The sequence below is a fragment of the Phaeobacter sp. JH20_34 genome (genome assembly GCF_048056095.1).
GTDB classification, from domain to species: domain Bacteria; phylum Pseudomonadota; class Alphaproteobacteria; order Rhodobacterales; family Rhodobacteraceae; genus Phaeobacter; species Phaeobacter bryozoorum.
Map to the genome: position 1 here is coordinate 277,774 of NZ_JAYMWT010000007.1, position 21,495 is coordinate 299,268.

Annotated in this window: 19 protein-coding genes; 5 read left to right on the top strand and 14 right to left on the bottom strand. The window is 63.1% G+C overall.

The annotated features are described in order from the left end of the window. Positions 1-38: 38 nt before the first annotated feature. The 3 genes from VWZ81_RS09025 to VWZ81_RS09035 all read right to left on the bottom strand — a co-directional run bounded on the left by VWZ81_RS09025 (position 39) and on the right by VWZ81_RS09035 (position 2,581). On the bottom strand, positions 39-737 hold the full coding sequence (locus VWZ81_RS09025; RefSeq protein WP_416543006.1) for a gamma-glutamyl-gamma-aminobutyrate hydrolase family protein: 699 nt from the start codon (positions 735-737) through the stop codon (positions 39-41). Continuing rightward, on the bottom strand, positions 734-1,780 hold the full coding sequence (locus VWZ81_RS09030; RefSeq protein WP_416543007.1) for an amidoligase family protein: 1,047 nt from the start codon (positions 1,778-1,780) through the stop codon (positions 734-736). The genes VWZ81_RS09025 and VWZ81_RS09030 overlap by 4 nt, the downstream gene beginning before the upstream one ends. A gap of 162 nt (positions 1,781-1,942) precedes the next feature. Next, positions 1,943-2,581, bottom strand: a complete 639-nt coding sequence (locus VWZ81_RS09035; RefSeq protein ID WP_416543008.1) for a LysE family translocator — start codon at positions 2,579-2,581, stop codon at positions 1,943-1,945. Between the two features lie 191 nt (positions 2,582-2,772). On the opposite strand from VWZ81_RS09035, the gene VWZ81_RS09040 reads away from it, so the two are divergent. Next, complete coding sequence (locus VWZ81_RS09040; RefSeq protein WP_340547486.1) at positions 2,773-3,243, top strand: hemerythrin domain-containing protein; 471 nt, start codon at positions 2,773-2,775, stop codon at positions 3,241-3,243. Positions 3,244-3,442: 199 nt separating this feature from the next. On the opposite strand, the gene VWZ81_RS09045 is transcribed toward VWZ81_RS09040, so the two are convergent. From VWZ81_RS09045 to VWZ81_RS09065, 5 genes are all read right to left on the bottom strand, one after another. Then, positions 3,443-3,970, bottom strand: a complete 528-nt coding sequence (locus tag VWZ81_RS09045; protein WP_416543009.1) for a GAF domain-containing protein — start codon at positions 3,968-3,970, stop codon at positions 3,443-3,445. 63 nt (positions 3,971-4,033) lie between these two features. Beyond that, positions 4,034-4,780: an ABC transporter ATP-binding protein gene (locus VWZ81_RS09050; protein WP_416543010.1), complete on the bottom strand. Its 747-nt coding sequence runs from the start codon at positions 4,778-4,780 to the stop codon at positions 4,034-4,036. Then, on the bottom strand, positions 4,777-5,625 hold the full coding sequence (locus VWZ81_RS09055) for an ABC transporter ATP-binding protein (RefSeq protein WP_416543011.1): 849 nt from the start codon (positions 5,623-5,625) through the stop codon (positions 4,777-4,779). Before VWZ81_RS09055 ends, VWZ81_RS09050 begins: the two co-directional genes overlap by 4 nt. Then, positions 5,622-6,524: an ABC transporter permease gene (locus VWZ81_RS09060; RefSeq protein WP_416540923.1), complete on the bottom strand. Its 903-nt coding sequence runs from the start codon at positions 6,522-6,524 to the stop codon at positions 5,622-5,624. The genes VWZ81_RS09055 and VWZ81_RS09060 overlap by 4 nt, the downstream gene beginning before the upstream one ends. Next, on the bottom strand, positions 6,524-7,567 hold the full coding sequence (locus VWZ81_RS09065; RefSeq protein ID WP_416543012.1) for an ABC transporter permease: 1,044 nt from the start codon (positions 7,565-7,567) through the stop codon (positions 6,524-6,526). Before VWZ81_RS09065 ends, VWZ81_RS09060 begins: the two co-directional genes overlap by 1 nt. A 165-nt stretch (positions 7,568-7,732) precedes the next feature. Between VWZ81_RS09065 and VWZ81_RS09070 the strand changes: the two genes are divergently transcribed. From VWZ81_RS09070 to VWZ81_RS09080, 3 genes are all read left to right on the top strand, one after another. Next, positions 7,733-8,350, top strand: a complete 618-nt coding sequence (locus VWZ81_RS09070) for a helix-turn-helix domain-containing protein (RefSeq protein ID WP_374015532.1) — start codon at positions 7,733-7,735, stop codon at positions 8,348-8,350. Positions 8,351-8,418: 68 nt separating this feature from the next. Continuing rightward, on the top strand, positions 8,419-10,005 hold the full coding sequence (locus VWZ81_RS09075) for an ABC transporter substrate-binding protein (RefSeq protein WP_416543013.1): 1,587 nt from the start codon (positions 8,419-8,421) through the stop codon (positions 10,003-10,005). Between the two features lie 155 nt (positions 10,006-10,160). Next, a complete protein-coding gene (locus VWZ81_RS09080) occupies positions 10,161-11,261 on the top strand; it encodes a M24 family metallopeptidase (RefSeq protein WP_416543014.1) in 1,101 nt (366 codons plus the stop codon). 51 nt (positions 11,262-11,312) lie between these two features. Here VWZ81_RS09080 and VWZ81_RS09085 read toward each other — a convergent pair whose 3' ends face one another. Then, positions 11,313-11,720, bottom strand: coding sequence for a response regulator transcription factor (locus VWZ81_RS09085; RefSeq protein WP_416543015.1), 408 nt, complete (start codon positions 11,718-11,720; stop codon positions 11,313-11,315). A gap of 263 nt (positions 11,721-11,983) precedes the next feature. On the opposite strand from VWZ81_RS09085, the gene VWZ81_RS09090 reads away from it, so the two are divergent. After that, on the top strand, positions 11,984-15,130 hold the full coding sequence (locus VWZ81_RS09090) for a transporter substrate-binding domain-containing protein (RefSeq protein ID WP_416543016.1): 3,147 nt from the start codon (positions 11,984-11,986) through the stop codon (positions 15,128-15,130). 162 nt (positions 15,131-15,292) lie between these two features. On the opposite strand, the gene VWZ81_RS09095 is transcribed toward VWZ81_RS09090, so the two are convergent. From VWZ81_RS09095 to VWZ81_RS09115, 5 genes are all read right to left on the bottom strand, one after another. After that, a complete protein-coding gene (locus VWZ81_RS09095) occupies positions 15,293-17,797 on the bottom strand; it encodes a heavy metal translocating P-type ATPase (RefSeq protein WP_416543017.1) in 2,505 nt (834 codons plus the stop codon). A 199-nt stretch (positions 17,798-17,996) separates the two neighbouring features. Next, positions 17,997-19,379 carry a multicopper oxidase family protein gene (locus VWZ81_RS09100; RefSeq protein ID WP_416543018.1) on the bottom strand — a complete coding sequence of 461 codons (1,383 nt, stop codon included), beginning with the start codon at positions 19,377-19,379 and terminating at the stop codon, positions 17,997-17,999. 44 nt (positions 19,380-19,423) lie between these two features. Then, positions 19,424-20,314 carry a c-type cytochrome gene (locus VWZ81_RS09105; protein WP_416543019.1) on the bottom strand — a complete coding sequence of 297 codons (891 nt, stop codon included), beginning with the start codon at positions 20,312-20,314 and terminating at the stop codon, positions 19,424-19,426. Positions 20,315-20,327: 13 nt separating this feature from the next. Next, on the bottom strand, positions 20,328-20,909 hold the full coding sequence (locus VWZ81_RS09110; RefSeq protein WP_416543020.1) for a c-type cytochrome: 582 nt from the start codon (positions 20,907-20,909) through the stop codon (positions 20,328-20,330). A gap of 53 nt (positions 20,910-20,962) precedes the next feature. Further along, positions 20,963-21,352 carry a hypothetical protein gene (locus VWZ81_RS09115; RefSeq protein ID WP_416543021.1) on the bottom strand — a complete coding sequence of 130 codons (390 nt, stop codon included), beginning with the start codon at positions 21,350-21,352 and terminating at the stop codon, positions 20,963-20,965. Positions 21,353-21,495 lie beyond the last annotated feature (143 nt).

Genomic DNA, 21,495 nt, shown 5'->3' on the forward strand with positions numbered 1-21,495 from the left:
TTCAGACTGCAAAGCCTCGGGGAAAGTGTCAGGGCCGATCAGCCGGCCATGTCCAGCGCTTCGACCGGGTCGTCGCGTTTGGATCTCGCCGCCTCGACCAGCGCGCGAAAGAGGTTCAGATGGGCGGGCTGGTAGAACAGATGCTCAGGATGCCACTGCACCCCGACTGCAAACCGACGGCCCGGATCCTCGATCGCCTGCACCATGCCGGACTGATCGCGCCCGGTGACACGCAGCCCCTGCCCGAGGCTGCTGACCGACTGGCTGTGCAGCGCGTTGACCTTCAGCTCAGGCACCCCGAGGATACGCCGCAGTGTGCTGTTGTTGGTGATCGTGACCTTCTTGCGGGGGAGCACTGTCTTGTAGTTTTCCAACCCGTAAAAGGCATAGGCATCCTGATAGAGCGCGCCCCCGCGGGCTACATTCAGCATCTGCGCCCCGCGACAGATCCCCAGAAGCGGAACATCCTGTTGGGTTGCCTGCCGCACGATATCAGCCTCAAGCGCGTCGCGCTCGGGGTCCAGACGGACCTCCGGCATGATCTGCCCCTTGTAGAGCGTTGGGGCGATGTCGTCTCCGCCACCGATGACCACACCATCCACCTGCGCCAGATCGGCGGCGCGGCCGCTTTGCCAGCGCACGGCGCGGCCACCGGCCAGCCAGATGTTCAGGGCCATCAGGGGAAAGATCCGCCAGCCGCTGCGGCGCGAGACGGTGACTGCAATAACCGGTTTCATGCGGCATCTCCTCGTGCTGCGGTGTTCAGGACGTCGGCCGCGTGTTTGGCCCATTCGCGGTTCAGCAGCTGTTCACTGCGCGGGCGGCTCCGCCAGGCCTTGATCAGCGGGTCGAGCCGACCGTCGCGGGCGATCTGTTCCAGCTCTGCCCAGCGGTTCCATTCCTGGCTGATGGACCACCCCGGCTGGCCCAGACGGCAATCCGGCAGACGGTAGTGATAGGCCGGACGGGCGGCGGTTTTGTCATCCTCGCCCAGCGCGGCGCGCACGCGATCGGGCGCGTAATCGGCCAGCAGTGGCAGCAGATCCAGCGCGTGGTTTCTATCCGCCGCATGGTGGAGATAGAGGTCGCAGAGCGCCTCCATCGTCTTTGGCGGGTGCTCACAGAGGGCATCAATCAGCGCCGCCGGATAGGGCGCGATAAAGGGCTGCACCCGGCGCGACACGTCGATGCCCGGGCTGCGGCGCAGCACGGGATCCAGCAGAGCAAAGGCGGTAAGCACCGGGACGATGTGATCCGCCGTCATATCCGCTACTTCGACATTCAGATGTACGCCAAAGCCGTTCAGCACGCCGTCCTGCGTGCCCGTGGCCCCCGCCTCTGCCAGTTCGGAACACAGCCGATCCAGCTGCGGCAGCTGCGATTGCGCCAGCGGCGGGGTCACGATTTCAACAGGGATTAGCGGCTCTGCGAGGGAGAACAGTGCCTTGCCCAGCCCGTGGACTTCGGTCCGGTAGCGGCTGTCCAGATAGACCTCGACATCGCCCAGCCGGGTGTTCTTGACATGAGGCTTGGGGCCGTCGGTGTCATCCTGCGCATGGATGTCGCCGCCAAGTTCGCGCTGGACAATGTCCTGCGCCTCGGCGGCGGAGAGGCCACCGAACTCGATCTCGACGCCGACCTTGCGATCATCGGCGGCGGTGCGGGCCCCAGACATCTGCGGCAGCGATTTGACAGCGTCCTGCGCATCCGCGCGTCCCGCCGACCGGCCGTCAAGGGGAGAGGCAAAACCCGCCTCGGTACTCAGATCACTTTCCAACATAATGGGCTCCGTGCTCGCTCACAGACCCAACGTCACCGATGCAAAAATGTTCCACCCCTGCGGGCGCGGGCACGATCCTCTCGCGTTTTTTACGCTGCTTTGTTGATGGGGCGATCGGTCGAAATCCGCCGCGGGACAAGACAGGCCCCGTCGGATTAGCAGTCAGATCAACAGCATCCAGAGGCCGACAGCCGCCAGCAGCAGGGCAAACCCCCGGTTCATCTTGCGCGCCCGATCATCGCGGAAGATCCATCGTGCAAGCCCCTCGCCGATCCATGTCCAGATCGAAAACGCCACCAGATTGTTCAGCGTGAAGATCAGCGTGATGATCATGACCAGCCCCAGCTGTCCCGAAAAAAGAAGGGGCGCTGCATCATCGGCGGTGCGCGCAGGATCAGCGGGCGCCAGAAACTGGCTGAACATCACCGCAATGATCACATAGGCCTTCGGGTTCAGCAGCAGCAACACCACACCATCACCAAAGCGCGCTGGTCGCGCCTGTGCCCCTGAGGCCGCCCCGTCGGCGCACCACATGCCCCAGGCCAGCCACAGGACATAGGCCGCCCCGGCCAGCGTCAGCCATAGAAACGCCTCCTGCGAGACCGCCTGAGCCAGCAGGGCGCTGGATCCGATCAAGAGGGTCACCAGCGCCGTGGCGATATGATAGCCGGCCGTGGCCGGGATCGTGGCGCGCATCCCGAACCGCGCGCCGTTGGCGGCAAAGAACAGATTGCCCGGTCCCGGGCTATAGGCCAGCGGGAACAGAAACACGAGCAGGGCAAGCGTCGTCTCAAGGGTCATATCAGCCTCACATGGCAATGCTCATCCTGACCTAATTGCACCGGCCATGGGTCGCGACCCGGATCCTGCGCATAATATTGCGGTCTGCGGGAACACTCCGCCCGGCTGCGGCGTTCTTTCCCTGTCTCCCGGCGGCCAGAGCCCTGGCGGGGAGGCTCAGCCCAGATAGGTCAATCAACCGGAGAGCCGCTATGCCATCCATCTATGACGCCATCAAACAGGACCATGACGCCCACCGCGAGTTGCTCGCCTCGATCGAGGACAGCAAGGTTGAGGCGCGCGGCGCCCTCTGGAAACGCTTCTACGAGGATGTGAAAAGCCACGCCGCCGCCGAGGAAGAAACCTTCTACTCAAAGCTGATCAGCCAGACCTGGGGTCAGGATGCGGCCCGCCATTCCGTGCATGAGCACCAGCAGCTCGACGATCTGATGGAAGAGCTCAACGTGATGAAAATGTCCTCCGACCTGTGGATGAGCAAGTTCCAGCAGCTGAAGCACGACTACGAACACCACATGGAGGAAGAGGAAAACGAGGTGTTTACCCGGGCCAAGGAGATCATCTCCGATGAGGAGATCGAAGGCTATGGCACACGTTTCCAGAAGCGCAAGGAAGAGGAACGCGGCCTGATTGACGAAAAACGCGAGGACAGCCTCGAAGACTGACGGCAGCGGTCCCGGGCAGCCCGACGTCCAGCCCGACGTCCAGCCCGGTGCAGGGAGGCAGATCCGGGCGGGGACCTCTCGGCGCCGCGCGCATCATACCGCCTACAAGAGAGAGTCGGCCGCCGCGCGGCTTTCTCTGTTGGCTATCCATGAGAGCCTGCGGGTCGGCGGGCAGGACCGCCTCGGCCTTCAGCGGCGATCAGAGCTGTCGCGCAACCGCCAGCGTTGCCATGGCGGGCAGCTTCAACAGCTCTTTCGCCTGCGCAACCCGCGCCTGCGTGTAGTACCCCGGCTCGTGCAGGATATTGATGGTCGCGGCCAATTCCCCCTCCAGCAGAACCGGCAGGTTGATCACCGCACCACAGCCCAGCGCGCCGATCAGCTCGGCGTCGGGAAACACCGCGTCGATCTCTTCCAGCGTATTCGCAACGAAACTGCGGTGCTGACCGTGGACGATATCGAACCAGCTGTTCATCTCGATCGGTTTGGTGCCGGAGGTCGGGTAATTCACACTGTCGTCGGTATAGGTGCGACAGGCCAGCATCGCGCCCATATCCACCGTCATCACGGTGAACAGCTTTGCCCCAACGGTGGCCTTGGTCAGCGCGCAGAGTGCATCATAGGCCGCCTCGGCCGTTGTGGCGGCGGCCAGCGCGTTGGTGAAATGGCGCAGCGCCTCGGCGGGAGCATCGTCTGTTCGGCGGCTGCGCATGTTATCGTCGGGCATCGGGTCTGTCCTTTGGCATGGGGTCGGGTCTGCTGTCGTGATTGATGGTCAGTCCGGCAGCTGTCACACGGTCAGCTCCGCGCCACCGCTGGCGGCATAGAGCGCCTGAGTATAGGGATCGCGAAAGGCGCCGTCATGCAGCGCCTCTGCCGGGGCGATCTCGACAATGCGCCCCTTGTTCATCACCGCCATACGGTCACACATGAAGCTGACAACCGGCAGGTTATGGGTGACCATCAGATAGGTCAGCCCCTGCGCATGGCGCAGCGCCTTCAGCAGGTTCAGGATCTCCGCCTGCACCGAAACATCCAGCGCCGAGGTCGGCTCATCCAGGAGCATCACCTTGGGCTCCAGCATCAGCGCCCGCGCAATCGCGACCCGCTGGCGCTGCCCACCGGACAGTTGATGCGGATAGCGAAAGCGGAACCGCTGGTCGAGGCCGACAGCGGCCAGTATCTCTGCCACGCGGGCGTCGCGCGCGCCGATGCCATGCACCCGCAGGGGCTCCCGCAGCACCCAGTCGACCGGTTTGCGCGGGTGCAATGAGCCGTAGGGATCCTGAAACACCATCTGGCAGCTTCGCGAAAAGGCGCGATCAATCCCGTGGCTGCGCGGCTGACCCAGAACCGAGATCTCGCCGGTCCAGTCAGGCGCAAGCCCGGCAATCGCCTTCAGCACGGTGGATTTGCCAGATCCGCTTTCGCCGACCAGGGCAAAGCTCTCCCCCTCGGCCACATCCAGGGTGACGCCCTGCACCACCCTGTTGTCGCCGTAGGAAATATCGAGGTTTTTCAGAGATATCGCTGTCATGTGCCACTCCAGCTTGACCGGTCCAGCACAGGCAGCGTGTCGCGGGTTTCCTTCATCCGGGGCACCGCTGCCAGCAGACCTTGGGTATAGGGGTGGCTGGCCTTGTGCAGATCGGCAGCGACGCAGCTTTCGACCACGCGGCCGGCATTCATCACCATGATCCGGTCGCAGTAGCGCGCCACCAGATTGAGATCATGGCTGATCAGGATCAGCCCCATGCCCTTGTCCCGCACCAGATCATCAATCAGATCCAGCACCTGCGCCTGTACCGAGACATCCAGCGCCGAAGTCGGCTCATCCGCAATCAGCAGATCCGGGCGCGGGATCAGCATCATCGCGATCATCACCCGCTGCCCCATGCCGCCCGAGACCTGATGAGGATACATCTGCGCCACCAGTTCGGGGTCGTTGATGCGCACCGCCTCCAGCATCTTCAGCACGCGGGCGCGGGTGTCGCGGCGGCTGAGACGTTCGTGGACATCCAGCGCCTCGGCGATCTGTGCGCCGATGGTCATCACCGGATTGAGCGAGAATTTCGGATCCTGCATGATCATCGAAATCCGCGCGCCGCGGATATTGCGCATCTGACGTTCGCTGAGTGTTTGCAGCTCCTGCCCCTCCAGCGCCAGCCGGTCCGCCGTCATCTGGCCCGGGCGGCGGATCAGCCGCAGGATCGCACGGCCGGTCATGGATTTGCCCGATCCGCTCTCGCCGACGATACCGAGGCGTTCGCGGCCCAATGTGAAGCTCAGCCCCTTGACCACCTCTACCCGCCCCTGGGGTGTCGGGAAGCTGACGCGGAGGTTGTCGACCTCCAGCAGGGGTGTGGACGTGGATTGGCTCATGACTTGCCCCCCTGTTTGGGGTCCAGCACATCGCGCAACCCGTCACCAAGAAAACAGAAGCCAAGGCTGACAACGATGATGGCAATGCCGGGCATGGTCGCCACCCACCATTGGTCCAGAATGAACACCCGCCCGCGCGAGATCATCGCGCCCCATTCCGGCAGCGGCGGCTGCGCGCCCAGACCCAGAAACCCAAGACCCGCCGCCGTCAGGATGATCCCGGCCATATCCAGCGTCACCCGCACGATCATCGAGGAGGTACAGAGCGGCAGCACGTGGTGCAGGATGACCCGGCTGTGCGAGGCCCCCAGCAGACGCGTCGCGGCGATGAATTCAGCGTTGCGGAAGGTCAGCGTTTCGGCCCGTGCGATGCGGGCATAGGCAGGCCATGCGGTGATCGCGATGGCGATGATCGCGTTTTCGATCCCCGGCCCCAAGGCGGCAACAAAGGCCAGCGCCAGAATCAGCTTGGGCATCGACAGGAAGACGTCCGTTATCCCCATCAGGATGCGGTCGATCCAGCCGCCGAAATAGCCCGAAATCGCTCCGATGATCAGCCCCAGCGGCGCCGAGATCACCGCCACCAGCGCCACGATCATCAGCGTGATGCGCGCGCCGTAAACCACGCGGGAGAAGATATCGCGCCCCAGCTCATCAGTGCCCATCCAATGGGCGGCGGAAGGCGGCAAAAGGCGGGAGGACAGGTCCTGCCCCACCGGGCTATGCGGCGCGATCCAGGGCGCCAGCGCCGCTGCAAGAATGAGGATCGTGATGATCAGTGCCCCCAGCACTGCCAGCGGGTTGCGCATCAGCGCCAGCGTCATACGATAGGCGCGCCCTGCGGTGGCCTGGGTCCGTGTGGTGGGGGAGTCGTCCAGCAACCAGTCGCGGCTCAGCATCACAGGCTCCTTGGATCAAGAACCCGGTACAGCACATCCGAGATCTTGTTGATGAAGATGAAGACCGCGCCAATCACCAGCGTCGAGCCAAGCACGGCATTCATATCCGCATTGAGCAGCGCCACGGTGAGGTAATTGCCGATGCCGGGCCAGCTGAACACCGTCTCAATCATCACCGACCCTTCCAGCAGAGCGGCATAGGAGAGGCCGATTACGGTGATCAGCGGCACCCGGATCGGTTTGAACCCATGCACCCAGATCACTTTCCATTCCGGCACGCCTTTGACGCGGGCGGTGGTGATGAACTCCTGACTGAGCTGGTCCAGCATGAAGCTGCGGGTCATGCGCGCGATATAGGCGAGGCTGAAAAACCCGAGGATGGCCGCAGGCAGCACCAGATGCGAGAGCGCGTTCCAGAACACCTCGGTGTCGCCGACCAGCAGACTGTCCACCAGCAGCAGGCCGGTGACCGGCTCGATCAGCCCATCATAGAAGATATCGACCCGCCCCGGTCCCGCGACCCAGCCCAGACCCGCATAAAACACCGCCAGACCAACCAGCCCCAGCCAGAAGGCGGGCACCGAATAGCCCAGCAGCGCAAAGACGCGGATGATCTGGTCGACCCAGGTGCCCTGTCGGGCGGCGGCCCAGACGCCCATGGGCACGCCCATCATCACACCAATCAGTATGCCCAGCGTGGCCATCTCCAGCGTGGCGGGAAACACCCGCGCGAGGTCGGACACGACGGGCCGGTTGGTGGAAACGGAACGCCCCAGATCGCCCTGAAACACATCGCCCACATAGGAGAAAAACTGGATCACCAGCGGCCGGTCCAGCCCCATGGCAACCCGCGCCGCGTCATATTGATCCTGTGTCGCGCGGTCGCCGACCACGGACAGAACCGGATCAATCGGCACCACACGGCCAATGAAAAACGTGATCGCCAGAAGCCCGAGAAAGGTCAGCGTCGACACGATGGCAAAACCGGCAAGCCCCTGCCCCCAGCGCAGAATTGCGCGCCGTTTCTGTGCTGCTCTGGTCAAGATATCCTGCCCTCCACATGGTCGATCCGCACCGCATCCGATCGGCGGACGGTCGGCGCGACACCATCAGGAATAAATATTATTTTTCTCGATAGCAAAATTTTTTTGCTTCACAATAATTTTTTTCCTAAGCTGCCCGAAGCAAGCCCAAACCGAGAGCCACCGATGACCCCTGCCAGCCCTGCCGCCAAACCCGCCAAGACCCGCAGCAGCACGGGGCCGATGCTGGGCGCGCTGATCCGCAAGCGGCGCAAGCAGATGGGGCTGACGCTTCAGGCGCTTGGTGATACCGCCGGGGTGTCGGTGGGCTATCTGAGCCAGGTGGAGCGCGACAACGCCACCCCGACGCTGGGCACGCTGGCGCAGATTGCCGCAGCGCTGGAGGTGGGGCTGGAGTATTTCATCGCCACGCCCAAGCCGTCGGATGCGCTGACGCGGGCGGCAACGCGCACGCAGTTTTCACTGGCGGGATCGTCACTCACCTATGAGGCGCTCGGCGCGCAGTTTCCGGGCGCGGAGCTGTCCAGCTACATCCTGCATGTCCCGCCCGGATACGTCTCCGAAGAGGTCAGCCACGAGGGCGAAGAGATGCTTTATGTGCTGGAGGGCGAGATCGACCAGTCGCTGGACGGGCAGGTGTTCCGCCTTACCGCCGGCGACAGCCTGCATTACAGCGGCCTTACCTCACATTCCTGGAGCAATCCGACCGAACAGCCCGCGCGGCTGTTGTGGACCGGCACGCTCAGCGTTTTGCACAGCAAGAATACCCCCAACCTGCCGTGACCCGGATCGCTCCCCAGTGGGCAGAGCCGATGCGGCAGACAACAAGACATCAAAACAGGGAGACTGACATGAACCTCGTGAAATCCGCCTTGCTGGCCAGCGTGATGGCCCTGCCCTTGGCGAGCGCCGCTGTTGCAGATACGCCCGCCAATGCGCTGATCGTGGCGCAGAACATCGACGATATCGTCGCCATTGACCCCGCACAGGCCTATGAGTTCACCTCGGGCGAGCTGGTGACCAACCTTTACGACCGGCTGGTGCAATATGACGCCGAGGATCCCACCGTTCTGGCGCCGGGCCTTGCCAGCGCCTGGGACATCGACGCGGAGGCCAAGACCATCCGCTTTACCCTGCGCGATGATGCGGTGTTCCACTCGGGCAATCCGGTGCGCAGCGAGGACGTGGTGTTCTCGCTTGCCCGGGTGATCAAGCTGAACCTGACCCCCGCCTTTATTCTGACGCAGCTGGGCTGGACGGCGGAGAATGTCGATCAGATGGTCACCGCAGATGGCAATAGCATCACCATCAAATACGAAGGCGATTTCTCACCCGCCTTTGTCATGAACGTACTGGCCGCCCGCCCCGCCTCGGTGGTGGACAAAGAGGTGGTGATGGCCAATGCCGTGGACGGCGACATGGGCAATGGCTGGCTGAATGAAAACGCCGCAGGCTCCGGCCCGTTCAAGCTGCAGGGCTACCGCCCGGCGCAGATGGTGCGGCTGGCGGCAAACCCCGCCTATTTCAAAGGCGCGCCGAAGATGGAGAGCGTCATCATCCGCCATGTGGCCGAGGCGGCGACGCAGGAACTGCTGCTGGAATCCGGCGATATCGACATGGCCCGCAACCTGACGCCCGATCAGATCCGCGGCTTTGACAGCGATACCATCAAGGTGGAGACCTACCCGCAGGCTGCGGTGCATTTCCTGTCCTTCAACCAGAAGACCGACAGTCTGACCGATCCGGCTGTCTGGGAGGCCGCGCGCTATCTGGTGGATTACAAGGGGATGACCGATACCATCATCAACGGCCAGATGGAGATCCATCAGGCGTTCTGGCCCAAGGGCTTTCCCGGCTCCTACGATGAGACCCCGTTCGGCTATGACCCGGAGCGGGCCAAGTCCATCCTCAGCGACGCCGGGATCAAAACCCCGATCACCGTCTCGCTGGATGTGATCAACGCGGCCCCCTTTACCGATATGGCGCAGTCCCTACAGGCCAGCTTTGCCGACGCGGGGATCAACTTTGAAATCCTCCCCGGCACCGGCAGTCAGGTGATCACCAAATATCGCGAGCGCAGCCATGAGGCGATGCTGCTCTACTGGGGCCCGGATTTCATGGACCCGCATTCCAACGCCAAGGCCTTTGCCTATAATTCCGACAACTCGGACGACAGCTATGCGGCGACCACCACCTGGCGCAACGCCTGGGCTGTGCCGGAGGAGATGAACGCCAAGACCAAGGCTGCCCTCACCGAGGCAGATCCTGAAAAACGGCTGGAGATGTACCGCGAATTGCAGGCCGAGGTACAGCAAAACTCCCCCATCGTGATCATGTTCCAGGCGGCCTATCAGGTGGCGATGGACGCGGATGTCTCCGGCTATGTGAACGGTGCGACCTCTGATTTTGTTTTCTACCGTCTGGTGGAAAAGAACTGATTCAAGCGCCCCCTGGTGCCTAGGCCTGTCCCCTGTCTGACGGGGGGCAGGCCGCTCGGGGCCGGTGCTGACATGAGCCGGCCCCTTTTTCCAATGTCGACCGCAATCAAGACGCCCCGCCCCTCACAACCGGGCGCGCGGCAGGAGCCAGATAGATGACAACGCCCCCCTATGCAGACCGGCTGAACCGGCTGCGTCACCGCATGACAGAAACCGCCACCGATCTGGTGGTGCTAGGCCCCTCCAGCCATATGATGTGGCTGTCGGGTGTGAACCCCCATGGCGACGAACGCCCGGTGATGCTGATGGTCAGCCAGAGCCATGCGGGATTTCTGATGCCGGCGCTTAATGCTGATGCCGCGCGCACGGCAACCGACCTGCCATTTCGCTGCTGGTCGGATGACGAAGGCCCGGATGCGGCCCTTGCCACGCTGCTGAGCGACTGCGATGCCACAGCAGGCGGCCTGTCGGTGGTGCTGGATGAAACCATGCGCGCCGATTTTGCCCTGCGGGTTTTGGATGCGATGGACGCGCCCAGCCGCCGCTTTACCGATGATACCGTTGGCCTGCTGCGCGCGATGAAGGACGACGCGGAATATGACGCGCTGAAGGCTGCGCATCTGTTGAATGATGCCGCCGTGACCGAAGCATTCTCCCGTCTCGAAGAAGGCATGAGCGAGCTGGATGTGCAGGCCATCCTGCATGAATATTACAAGGCCCATGGCGCCAGCGCAGAATTCACTATCGTCGGCTTTGGCGCCAATGGCGCCTTCCCGCATCACCACACCGGGGACACGCGGCTGAGCCGCGATATGGCTGTGCTGATCGACACGGGATGCCGTCTGAATGGCTACCCCTCTGACATGACCCGCTGCGGCTGGTTCGGCACACCGGAAGCGGAATATGAGCAGGTGTTCGAAGTGGTCGAGGCCGCGGTAAAGGCAGCTGTTCAGGCGGCAAAACCCGGCGTGCGCGCCAGTGAGGTCGACCGTGCCGCCCGCGAGACGATTGCCGCCGCCGGCTATGGGGCGCAATTCCTGCATCGCACCGGCCACGGGCTGGGCATCGACGTGCATGAACCGCCCTATATCACCGCGACATCGGAGGTTGAGCTGCGCGCAGGCAATGTGTTCTCCATCGAACCGGGGATTTACCTCAAGGATCGTTTCGGCGTGCGTCTGGAGGAGATCGTGATCCTGCGCGAAGATGGCGCCGAGATCCTGTCAGAGATGCCCCGCAGCATGCAGCGGCGCTGACTGATCAGGCTCCGAAAAAACGGTCGACGCCCCGGTTTCTGGTGGCGCCGATCAGACTTCGCTCTCCAGCAGCTCGTCGATCAGGGACAGCAGCTCGATTGGTTCAAAGGGTTTGGTCAGCGAAGCCGTGGCCCCAAGATCGCGTGACGTGACCAACAGATTCTCCAGCCCCGGGGCTCTGGTTGCACCGGACATTGAGATAACCGGCGGGATCTTGTGGCCCTCTCGGGCACGCCCCTGCAGGAAGGCAAGCAGGATCACGCCGCCATCCGGCACCGCACGGTTGTTTTTCTTTACGATCAGATCGGCGATTACCAGATCGAAGTCATATTCATCGTATTGAGCAATGGCCTGAGTTGCGTCCGCGCAGAAGATCGGGAAATGCCCGGCCCGCTCCAGCGAGACCTGCAACAGGTCGGCAAAAACCTCGTCGTCTTCGAGAACCAGAAGATTTGCCATCGCATTCCCTTTTCAAACGGACCAGTACCACATAACTGCGCCGAAACGCCGACCGGATTGCTGATGTTTCCCATGCCGCATCGGTTTTAACGGCCAGCCCGGGATTGATCAATTGTGTTGGCTGCGACAATTCGTTTTGATTGCAACTGTTGGTCGGTTTGATCCGACATTGCGCCCGGACAGGTGGTAGCCTGACGGCATCGGACCGGCGATATCAGGCGGGCAGCATCAGGCGGGCAGAGGCAAGGCGGAGCGTTCGAGACATGATCAGACAGGTTTGGCGCGGCGTGGCCTTGCTGGCGGTTCTTGCCATAGCCCCGCCCGTGTGGTCGCAGCAGGCCCCGGAGCCGTTACGGATCGGTGTGCTGCCGATCCCGCCTTTCGCGCAGCTGGATCCTGATGGGCAGGCAAACGGGTTCCTGGTTGAGCTCGCCGAGGAGATCGCGGGCGAACTCGGCACCGGCATCACGCTGGTTCCGCTGTCCACCAGCCGCGAGTTCGTCGAGTCACAGGCCACCGGGCGGACCGATATGATCGCGGGCATTGCACAGCTGCCCGCACTGCGCGACACCAATGTGTTTTCCCGCAGCATTTCGCGTGAAACCCTGCGCCCGATGGTCCGTATCGCACAGGCGCAATCCCTCTCGACCACCTCGCTCAGCGGCAGGCGGGTGGGCATCGTGCCCCCGGCTGTCGGATCGGAGCAGCAGGCCTTTCTCGCGCGCAACACGGCCGTGGAGTTCGAGTCACCCGAGGCCGCAATCATGGCGCTGCTGTCAGAGCGGGTTGACGCCGTGCTGATCCCGGAGCCCGTCGCTTTCAACATCGCGAAACTGGCGTCCGTTGATGGCCGGGTCAGCTTCCTGAACCCGCCCTTGCGGCAGTTCGAGAGGTTCATCGCCCTGCATCAAAGCCGTGCCGACCTGCTGCCTGACATCGAAGCCGCGCTGGACCGGATCGAAGGCGACCGTCGACTAGATAATCTGCTGCGCAAGTATTTTCTGGACATTCCACTGCCCGCCCCCGAGGTGCTTCGCGTCGGCGTGCGCCACGCGCCGCCCTATCAGGTGATCGAACCGGATGGCAGCTTTTCAGGTTTTGGCGTCGAGACCCTACGCGATCTGGCAGGGCGCACCGGGCTGAAACTGGCATTCCACAGCATCAGCGACGACGACTGGCGACGCGGGCCGCAGTCGGACACCTACGATATCCTGCCCGCCGCCAGCGTCACGACCGAACGTTCTGCAAGGATGGATTTTGCCCATCCCATTCTGGCCACGGATCAATCCGTCTTTACCCGTCCGGCGGATGCCGCAGAGCTGAGGCGGCCCGAGGATTTGCAAGGGCGCCGCATCGGCCTGCGATCAGACAACGCAGCCGCGATCGCGCTGGCAACCGCCAATGGCTGGACCATCATTGCGATGGCAGAGGCCAGGGACCTGCTGGCGGCGTTGCAGGATCGGCGGATCGACGCGGTGATCTATCAATCTGACACCCTGCCCCTGGCGGCGGCGCGATGGGGCGATCCTGAGAGCATAACCGAGGCGCTCCCCGCGCTGCTGACCACGGAACGCGCTGCCGCGCTGCGCTTTGGTCTGGGCGAAATCCGCGACAAGCTGGATCTGGCCCTGCCGCAATATCTGGTGTCCGCCGATTACGCCGAGCTGCGCCGTCAGTATTTTGAACCGGCAGTGTTCTGGACCTCGGACCGGCTTGCGCTGCTGGGCTATGGTCTTGTGGGCGGTGTTCTGGTTCTGCTGGGTATTCTTGGCGCCGGCCAATTGCGCGCCCGACGCCGCACCGCCGCTGAAAAGGCCAGACAAGCCGCTGAGGTGGCAGAGATCCGCGACGAGCTGGAAACCGTGCTGAATGCCGCCACCAGCGGTATTGTCGCACTGGATCGCGACGGCCAGATCATTCGCATCAACCGCCGCGCCCGTCGCATGTTGGGGGGTGTCTCGCAACCGGTGCCATTCGCCTGGCCGCAGGATATCTATTTTCTCGACAGTGAAAGCAACACCCCGCTTGAAGACAGCGCCGACCCGATCCGCCGCGCCCGCTCAGGCCATGTGTTGACCGGCGAAACCCATCTGCTGCGCCGCCACGCCGACAGCGAGGACTATCGCTATGTCCGCGTCACAAGCGCCGTTCTGGACAATGAGGAACACGGTATCTCGCTGGTTCTTGTGATCGACGATATTTCCAGCGAAGAACGCAACCGACTGGCAAGCGAACGCAAGAATCGGCTGGATGCCCTCGGCCAATTCACCGGCGGGATCGCTCATGATTTCAACAATCTGCTGGCCTCCATGCTCTACGCCGTAGAACTGGCGCGCAGCTCCGAGACGCCGGACAGCAGGGCGCGGTTTCTCAACATTGCAGCTGGCGCAATCGACAAAGGCCGCGCGCTCACGGCTCGGCTGCTGGCCTTTGCCAAACGCCAGCCGGGGCTTGCCATGGCCAAACCTGTCGATGAGGTTTTTGCAGATTTCGAGGAGCTGATCGGCTCCATGATCGAGGAACGGATCCAGCTCGCCTGCGATCCGGTTGACCCCGGATTGCGGGTCTATTGTGATCCGGCCCAGCTGGAAACGGCACTGATGAATCTGGTGCTGAACAGCCGGGATGCGATACTGCACAGCGGTCGCGGTGACAGGATCACCCTGACGGCCCGCGCGGTGCTCTCGACCGACGACGACCTAGACGCAGACCAGCGCGATCATGACAACAGCGCCGCACCCGGCTCAGAACCCGGCATCTATCGCTACGTGGAACTGTCGGTCACCGACAATGGCCCCGGCATGGACGAGGCAACGGTGGCCCGCTGCACCGACCCGTTCTTCACCACCAAAGGCAGCGTTGCGGGCACCGGGCTGGGCCTGTCGATGGTCTACGGCTTTGCCCGCAATGCCAATGGTGATCTCAGGATCTATTCCGAACCCGGCATCGGCACCACCGTGCAAATGATCCTGCCGCGCGGGACCGAGCAGGGCGAGCGTGAAGCGCCCGTCAGCGACGGTGCGGCGATCCGCGGCAATGGCGAGACCATTCTTCTGGCGGAGGACGAACCCGAGCTGCTGTCGATGATGAGCGGCGTGCTGGAGGAGCTTGGCTATCAGGTGCTTGCGACGTCATCGGCGCAGCAGGCGCTGGATCTGGCAGGGCGTGAGGCGTCTATTGATCTGCTGCTGACCGATGTGGTGATGCCGGGCTCCATCAGTGGTTTTGAACTGGCCCGCCGCATCCGCGCCCTGCGACCGGGCGTCCCGGTTGTCTACACGTCGGGCTACATCGGTTTCACCGCCGCCGAGATGGGCCCGGTTGAGGCCCCGCTCCTGCAGAAACCTTCGCACCCGCACGATCTGGCAGCCACCGTGGCAGCCGCACTGGGGCGGGGCGCCACCGCCTGAGTGCCCGCCCCAGCTAAGCACCACCCGGCGCTCGATCCCGACACGCATAGGTCTGTCATAAGCTGAGGCAGGCAACCACCGCTGCCTGCCTCAATGGATCGCAGTTGATCTACATTTGCCGCGCCTGATCTGGCCGCTCATGCCCGTGGCGTTGAGCTGGCGCTAGGCCCGGGCGGTGACAGCGCCCGGTTCCGGCCGCGCGGCGGCTTCTGAGGGGGCCATCGACGGGCGCACCCATCTGAGCCGCAGCGCGTTGGTCAGGACAAAAACGCTCGACAAGGCCATCGCCCCGGCGGCCAGCACCGGCGACAGAAGCGGTCCACCGAACGGGTAGAGCACCCCCGCTGCAACCGGGATCAGCAGGGTGTTATAGCCAAACGCCCAGAACAGGTTCTGACGAATATTCTTCATGGTCCGCTGCGACAGGTTGAACGCATTCACGACCCCGGTCAGATCGCCCGACATCAGGACAACATCGGCAGCTTCGATGGCGACATCCGTGCCAGTGCCAATGGCGATGCCAACATCGGCGGCAGCCAGGGCGGGCGCGTCGTTTATCCCATCGCCGACGAAGGCCAGTTTGCCGCTCCCCATGCGCAGATCGTCCAGCGCGGCAACCTTGCCCTCGGGCAGAACCTCGGCCACCACATGATCAATCCCAAGATCCGCAGCGATCGCTTTTGCGGTGACCTCATTGTCGCCGGTGATCATCGCCACCTTCAGCCCAAGCCGGTGTAGCTCCGCGATGGCCTGCGGGGTGGTGGGCTTTACCGGGTCGGCCACTGCGATCACGGCGGCAATCTTGCCGTCGATGGCGGCAAAGAGCGGTGTTTTCCCCTTGCCCGCCAGCGCCCTGCCCTGCTCGGCGAGGGCGCCAAGTTCCACGCCGTCCCGGACCATCAGCCTGTCGGCACCAACAAGCACCTGATGCCCGTCAACCTCCGCCCTCACCCCATAGCCGGTGATGGACTGAAAGGATGTCGTTGCAGGTATCTGAAGCCCGCGCGACTGGGCGGCTTGCACGATGGCCTCGGCGATCGGGTGTTCGGAGTGCTGTTCCACTGCGGCAACCAGCGCCAGCACATCGGTTTCCCGTCGGCCCTCCGCCAGTCTCAGATCCGTAAGCGCCGGTTTCCCCGCTGTCAGCGTGCCGGTCTTGTCCAGCGCCACAACGGTGGTTTCCTGCAGCATTTGCAGCGCATCGCCCTTTCGGAACAGGACACCCAGTTCTGCGGCGCGCCCGGTGCCAACCATGATCGAGGTTGGCGTGGCCAGCCCCATCGCGCAGGGGCAGGCGATGATCAGCACCGCAACACCCGCAACCAGAGCCAGGCTCAACGCCGGATCCGGCCCGAACATGAACCAGATCGCAACCGTCAGCGCCGCAACCGCGATGACAGCAGGGACGAACCAATGTGTGATCCGGTCCACAAGTCCCTGAATAGGCAATTTCGCACCCTGCGCCTGTTCCACCATGCGGATGATCTGGGCCAGCATGGTGTCGCTGCCGACCTTCTCTGCCCGGAACGTCAGCGCACCTGTGCCATTGACCGTCGCACCGACAACCTGCGCGCCCTCGGTCTTTTCAACCGGGACCGGTTCGCCGGTGATCATGCTTTCGTCGACATAGGAGGCCCCGCTGAGCACAACCCCGTCCACGGCGATCTTTTCCCCGGGGCGCACATGCACGGTATCGCCCGCCACGATGTCGTCGATTGGCCGTTCCACGACCCTGCCGTCACGTTCAACCCGCGCGGTTTTTGCCTGCAATCCCACAAGTTTGCGGATCGCTTCACCGGTCCGGCCCTTGGCCCGTGCCTCCAGCAGACGACCCAGCAGGATGAGGACAACGATAACCGCCGCCGCCTCGTAATAAACATTGGCGGTGCCCGTCGGCAGGACATCGGGCGCAAATGTGGACACCAGAGAAAACCCGAAAGCGGCCGAGGTTCCCAGCGCAACAAGCGAGTTCATATCCGGTGCCCCCTTGAACAGCGCCGGGAAGCCTTTGGTATAGAACTGCAAGCCCGGTCCGAACAGCACAATCAGGGTCAATGCAAACTGGAGGTAATAGCTGGTCTGCAACCCGATAGTAGAGGAGATCAGGTGGTGCATCCCCGGAATGACATGGCTGCCCATTTCTATGATGAACACCGGCAGGGCAAGCGCCGCGGCCAACAGGGTGCGTCGTGCCAGACTGCGGATTTCCTCCGCTTTCCGGTCCTGCTGGTCAGACATCTCCGCCGATTTCACCTGCGCCGGGTAGCCCGCTTCGGTGGCGAGGGCTGCAATTTCTGCAGGGGTGATCGCCGCCGCCGCATAGCGGATCGTGGCCGTCTCTGCCACCAGATTGACGGATGCGGTCAGCACACCATCACCGCTCTGCAATGCCCGCTCCACACGACCGACGCAGGACGCGCAGGACATATCCGCAATCTGCAGCGTGACTTCCTCGGTCACGGCGGGATAGCCTGCCCCCTCCAGAACATCGGCCAGATCCGCAGCCGTGACTTTTGCATCATGGCTGACGCGGGCGCTTTCGCTCGCCAGATTGACGGTCGCCTCCGACACACCGGGGACGGCCGCCAGCGCACGCTCAACGCGGCCCACGCAGGAGGCGCAGTTCATGCCCGTAATTTGAAATCGGGTAGTAAGATTTTCCGTCATGACAACACCAATAAACTCTATGTTGCTGCTGATGTAGGGTCTCCAGCGACTGGAAGGTCAATACCAGAGTTGCAGTTTTTCGCCCTCACCGGCAATACGCGCCAAGCGGCACTGGCCCGCCGGTGCAGACACCTTCCCCCTTAACCGCACCAGCCAAGGGTCTGGCCGGAGCGGTCTGTTCTGCTGCGGACGTGTTTCGTCATCTGACACGCAGCCAGGTCTTCATACCGGCGGCCTGATGCGAAAGCATGTGACAATGCAGCAGCCAGTCGCCCGGATTATCCGCGATAAAGGCGATTTCGCGGGTTTCCTGACGTGCCATCAGCAGCGTGTCCTTCAGCGGACCGAAACCTCCGTCTGGCAGTACCTCCTGGAAATGTGTGCCATGCAGATGGATCGCATGGGGAAAGGCGGTGTTGTTCTGGATAGGGATCCGGATGATTTCGCCTCTCTCGGCTGTCACCATCGGTTCGGCCGGCAACCCTGCCTCGCCATTGAATGTCCAGATCTGCCCGGCCGCGACCAGCTCGCGCGATGTCAGCAGTTCCCCCTTGTAACGGCCCTGGCGCAGACCGCCCATCGCGCCTCCCTCCATGACCAAGGGGACACTGCGCGCCTCTGTCAGACTGTCCAGCCGTGTGACCGGATTGTCCGGCAATGCCGCGACCGCGCCGCGCACGGCGTCGGCATGACGGCCGCTTACGTCGATCTCCTGCAACAGATAACCGGTCTCGCCTTCATGGAGAACGATCTGGACGTTCTCACCCGGTGCCGCCGAAACATCCGCGATGATATCCAGCCGTTCCGCCGGCCCCAGAACCATGATGCCGGGATCCTCGGGGGTTTGCAGCGGCATCCCGTCGCGGGCCACAATTCTGCCGGTCACGCCACGCAGCGATACCGCCATGATCCTGTCCGTCGCCACATTGACGAGCCGCAGCCTGAGGCGCTGATTTTGCTGAACCTCAGAGACCTGCGGCGTCAAGGCGGCATGGATGAAATTGCCCAGCCGCCCCGCGTGGGTCCAATCGTGCATCGCGCCGAAATCATCGGTGATCTGCGCCGTCTCGCTCAGACGCCAGTCATCAAGGACAACCACGATATCCTGGTCAATATCCGGGGCGTCGGCCTCATCGACAACCAACACGCCGTAGAGCCCCCGCGCCACCTGTTCGGTCGACTGATTGTGCGAATGATACCAATAGGTCCCCGCATCCCTCATCGGAAATTCATAGAGAAACCCATCGCCGGGCAGGACGGCATCCTGTGTCATTCCGGGCACGCCATCCATGGCATTGGGAACCCGCAGCCCATGCCAATGTACGGCTGTTGGCTGCGGCAGGCTGTTGGTCAGGCGGACCTGCAGCAGCTCGTCCTGGCGGGCACGGATGAGGGGGCCGGGCACGGTGCCATCAAACCCCCAGACTTCTGTCTCCGGGTGGTCGCCAAATTCCGGCGGCACCAGCTGCACGCGGCTTGGTCTCGCTTCAAGAAGGCGCGGCGCGGCAGCCGCAGCGCTGGTCCGGGGCCAAAGCGCCATGGCACTGGCGCCCCCCAGGAATTGTCGGCGGTTAAGGATCATACCGTCTCTCCTTCTGTCTCTGGAACTGCTGTTCGGCGCGCTCATCACGCACCGGACTGGTCATCAAGCAGGTAGGTCGCCATGGCCCTGCGGTCCGTGTCGGTCAGGAATGCGGTTCCATATAGGACAACTTCGCCCATCGTCCCGCCAAAGACGTCGCCATCCGGCATCACCCCCGTACCAAGTGCATAGGCCAGGCTGTCGACGCTCCAACCGCGTGCCAGAAGAGATGGGGGATCAATGGCAGGTGCCTTTCCTCCCCCCGGCAAGGCATCATTGCCCTTGAAACGTGCGGTGCCCGTCTTCCGCGCGCCGAGCAGATTGCGGCCCGTATGACAGGCGCCACAATGCGCGGCCCCCTCGACCAGCAGCCGACCACGTGACCATAGATCATCCTTTCCGGCGACCGGATCTGTCCGCGGCGGTTCAAGAAACGCCAGACGCCAGAGCTTCAGCCCCCATCGCTGGTCGAAGGGAAACGCCATTTCCGGCGGCCTCGATGGCTGCGCAACCGGGGGAACGGTCTGAAATGCCGCCCAGAGATCGGCAATATCCTGATCGGTGAAATTACCGTAGAACGGGTAGGGAAACGCCGGATAATAGGGCTGCCCCTCCGGAGACACGCCTTGGCGAACAGCCTTGGCAAAGACGTCGACCGTCCAGCTGCCCAGCCCATGATCGCGATCCGACGTGAGGTTGGGCGCGTAGAGATCCCCGAACGGCGTTTCGATCTTCGCCCCACCCGCAAGCGCTGCGCCACCGTTGGAAAAATCTGTATGGCACGCGATACATCCCGACGCCCTTGCCAGATAGGCTCCGCGGGCGACGTCGCCGTCCAGATCAAGCGCACTCGGCCTCGTGCCGATCGGCCAGGCCGCCACCGCGGCAAGCCCGGCCGACACCGTCACCGAGGCAGCAAGGAGATAACGAAACATATGTCTCCCCCTCTCACTCTTTACGAAAACGGGTGTGACAGGCCGAACAGGTTTGGCTCAGCATGGTGAAGACAGCATCGGCAGGCATCTGCTGCAGGGCCTCGGCGCTTCGTGGTCCCCCCATCGTCTGACCGCCCATCATGCCTCCTGCTCCCATCGCAGTGGCCCCCATCATCGCCCCGCTCGACATCATTCCCGTCCCCTCGGCACCGGCCATCATCAAGCCGTTCTCGGCTGCCAGGGCCAGACCTTCGGAATAGGTCTCCAATTGCAGCGCAAGATCGGCAAACCCCTCCCAATCGGCCCAAATCTCGGGTTTGGCGTCTGAGGGATGCCCGTCGGTTCCCTTGGGAAACAGCCCCGTCAGGACCTCCCCTGCGTGGGTCTGAATTGTCTGCGCCTCTTCGCGAACCACCGCAGCATCATAGGGCGTCTGCCCCTGCATCATCGGCGCCAGCAGCTTCATGCTGGCTTTCATGGCATCCATGCCATCCATTCGTTCTTTTACAACGCCTGTGGCGCCGCTATGCGCATAGGCAGCCACGGAAATGAGCGACGCCAATGCAGCGCCGGTAAGCAGTTTGGAACATGTCATCTTGTTTTCCCGATTGAGGTCCAGAATGCGCGTCACATGCGCAGGATCAGTCTTCAGGACCGGCCACGCGGCGGCGGTGGTTCAAACCCGGTGATGGCCAGCGGTCGCAGCAGCATCAACGGCAGATCAGGACGAAAGTTCCGCGGATCGGGCTGCATCGACGGCCAGCTGCCCAACAGAACCGCAACCCCACCACAAAGCGAGCTGCCATGACAATGATCCGCAGGGCGGCTACCCGCCACATCTTGATCCATGTCCTGAACCGAGACCGCGATCTGCGCCTCCCCGCTGGCACCATGGGCCTCTGCCCGATTTGCCGACAGGACGAGCACCGCTATCAGCAGGCAGGCTGCCAGCAGCACGGAGCCGATTGCCGATCTGGCCCCGGTTGCAACTCCGGCTCCGGTTTCTACTCTGGAAAAGAGGCACAAGGCTCCGTTCATCCCATTGTCGCGGCCAGGTTCAGCGGCTGAAACAAAGATGCCCGCCCCCGCCGTTGCGGTCAAGCGTTCGGGCGGCGGGGTTTTCCGCGCTGAAGTGTACCGCTTTGGTTTGGCGCGCCTCGTTTCATGATTGGTATGATGGC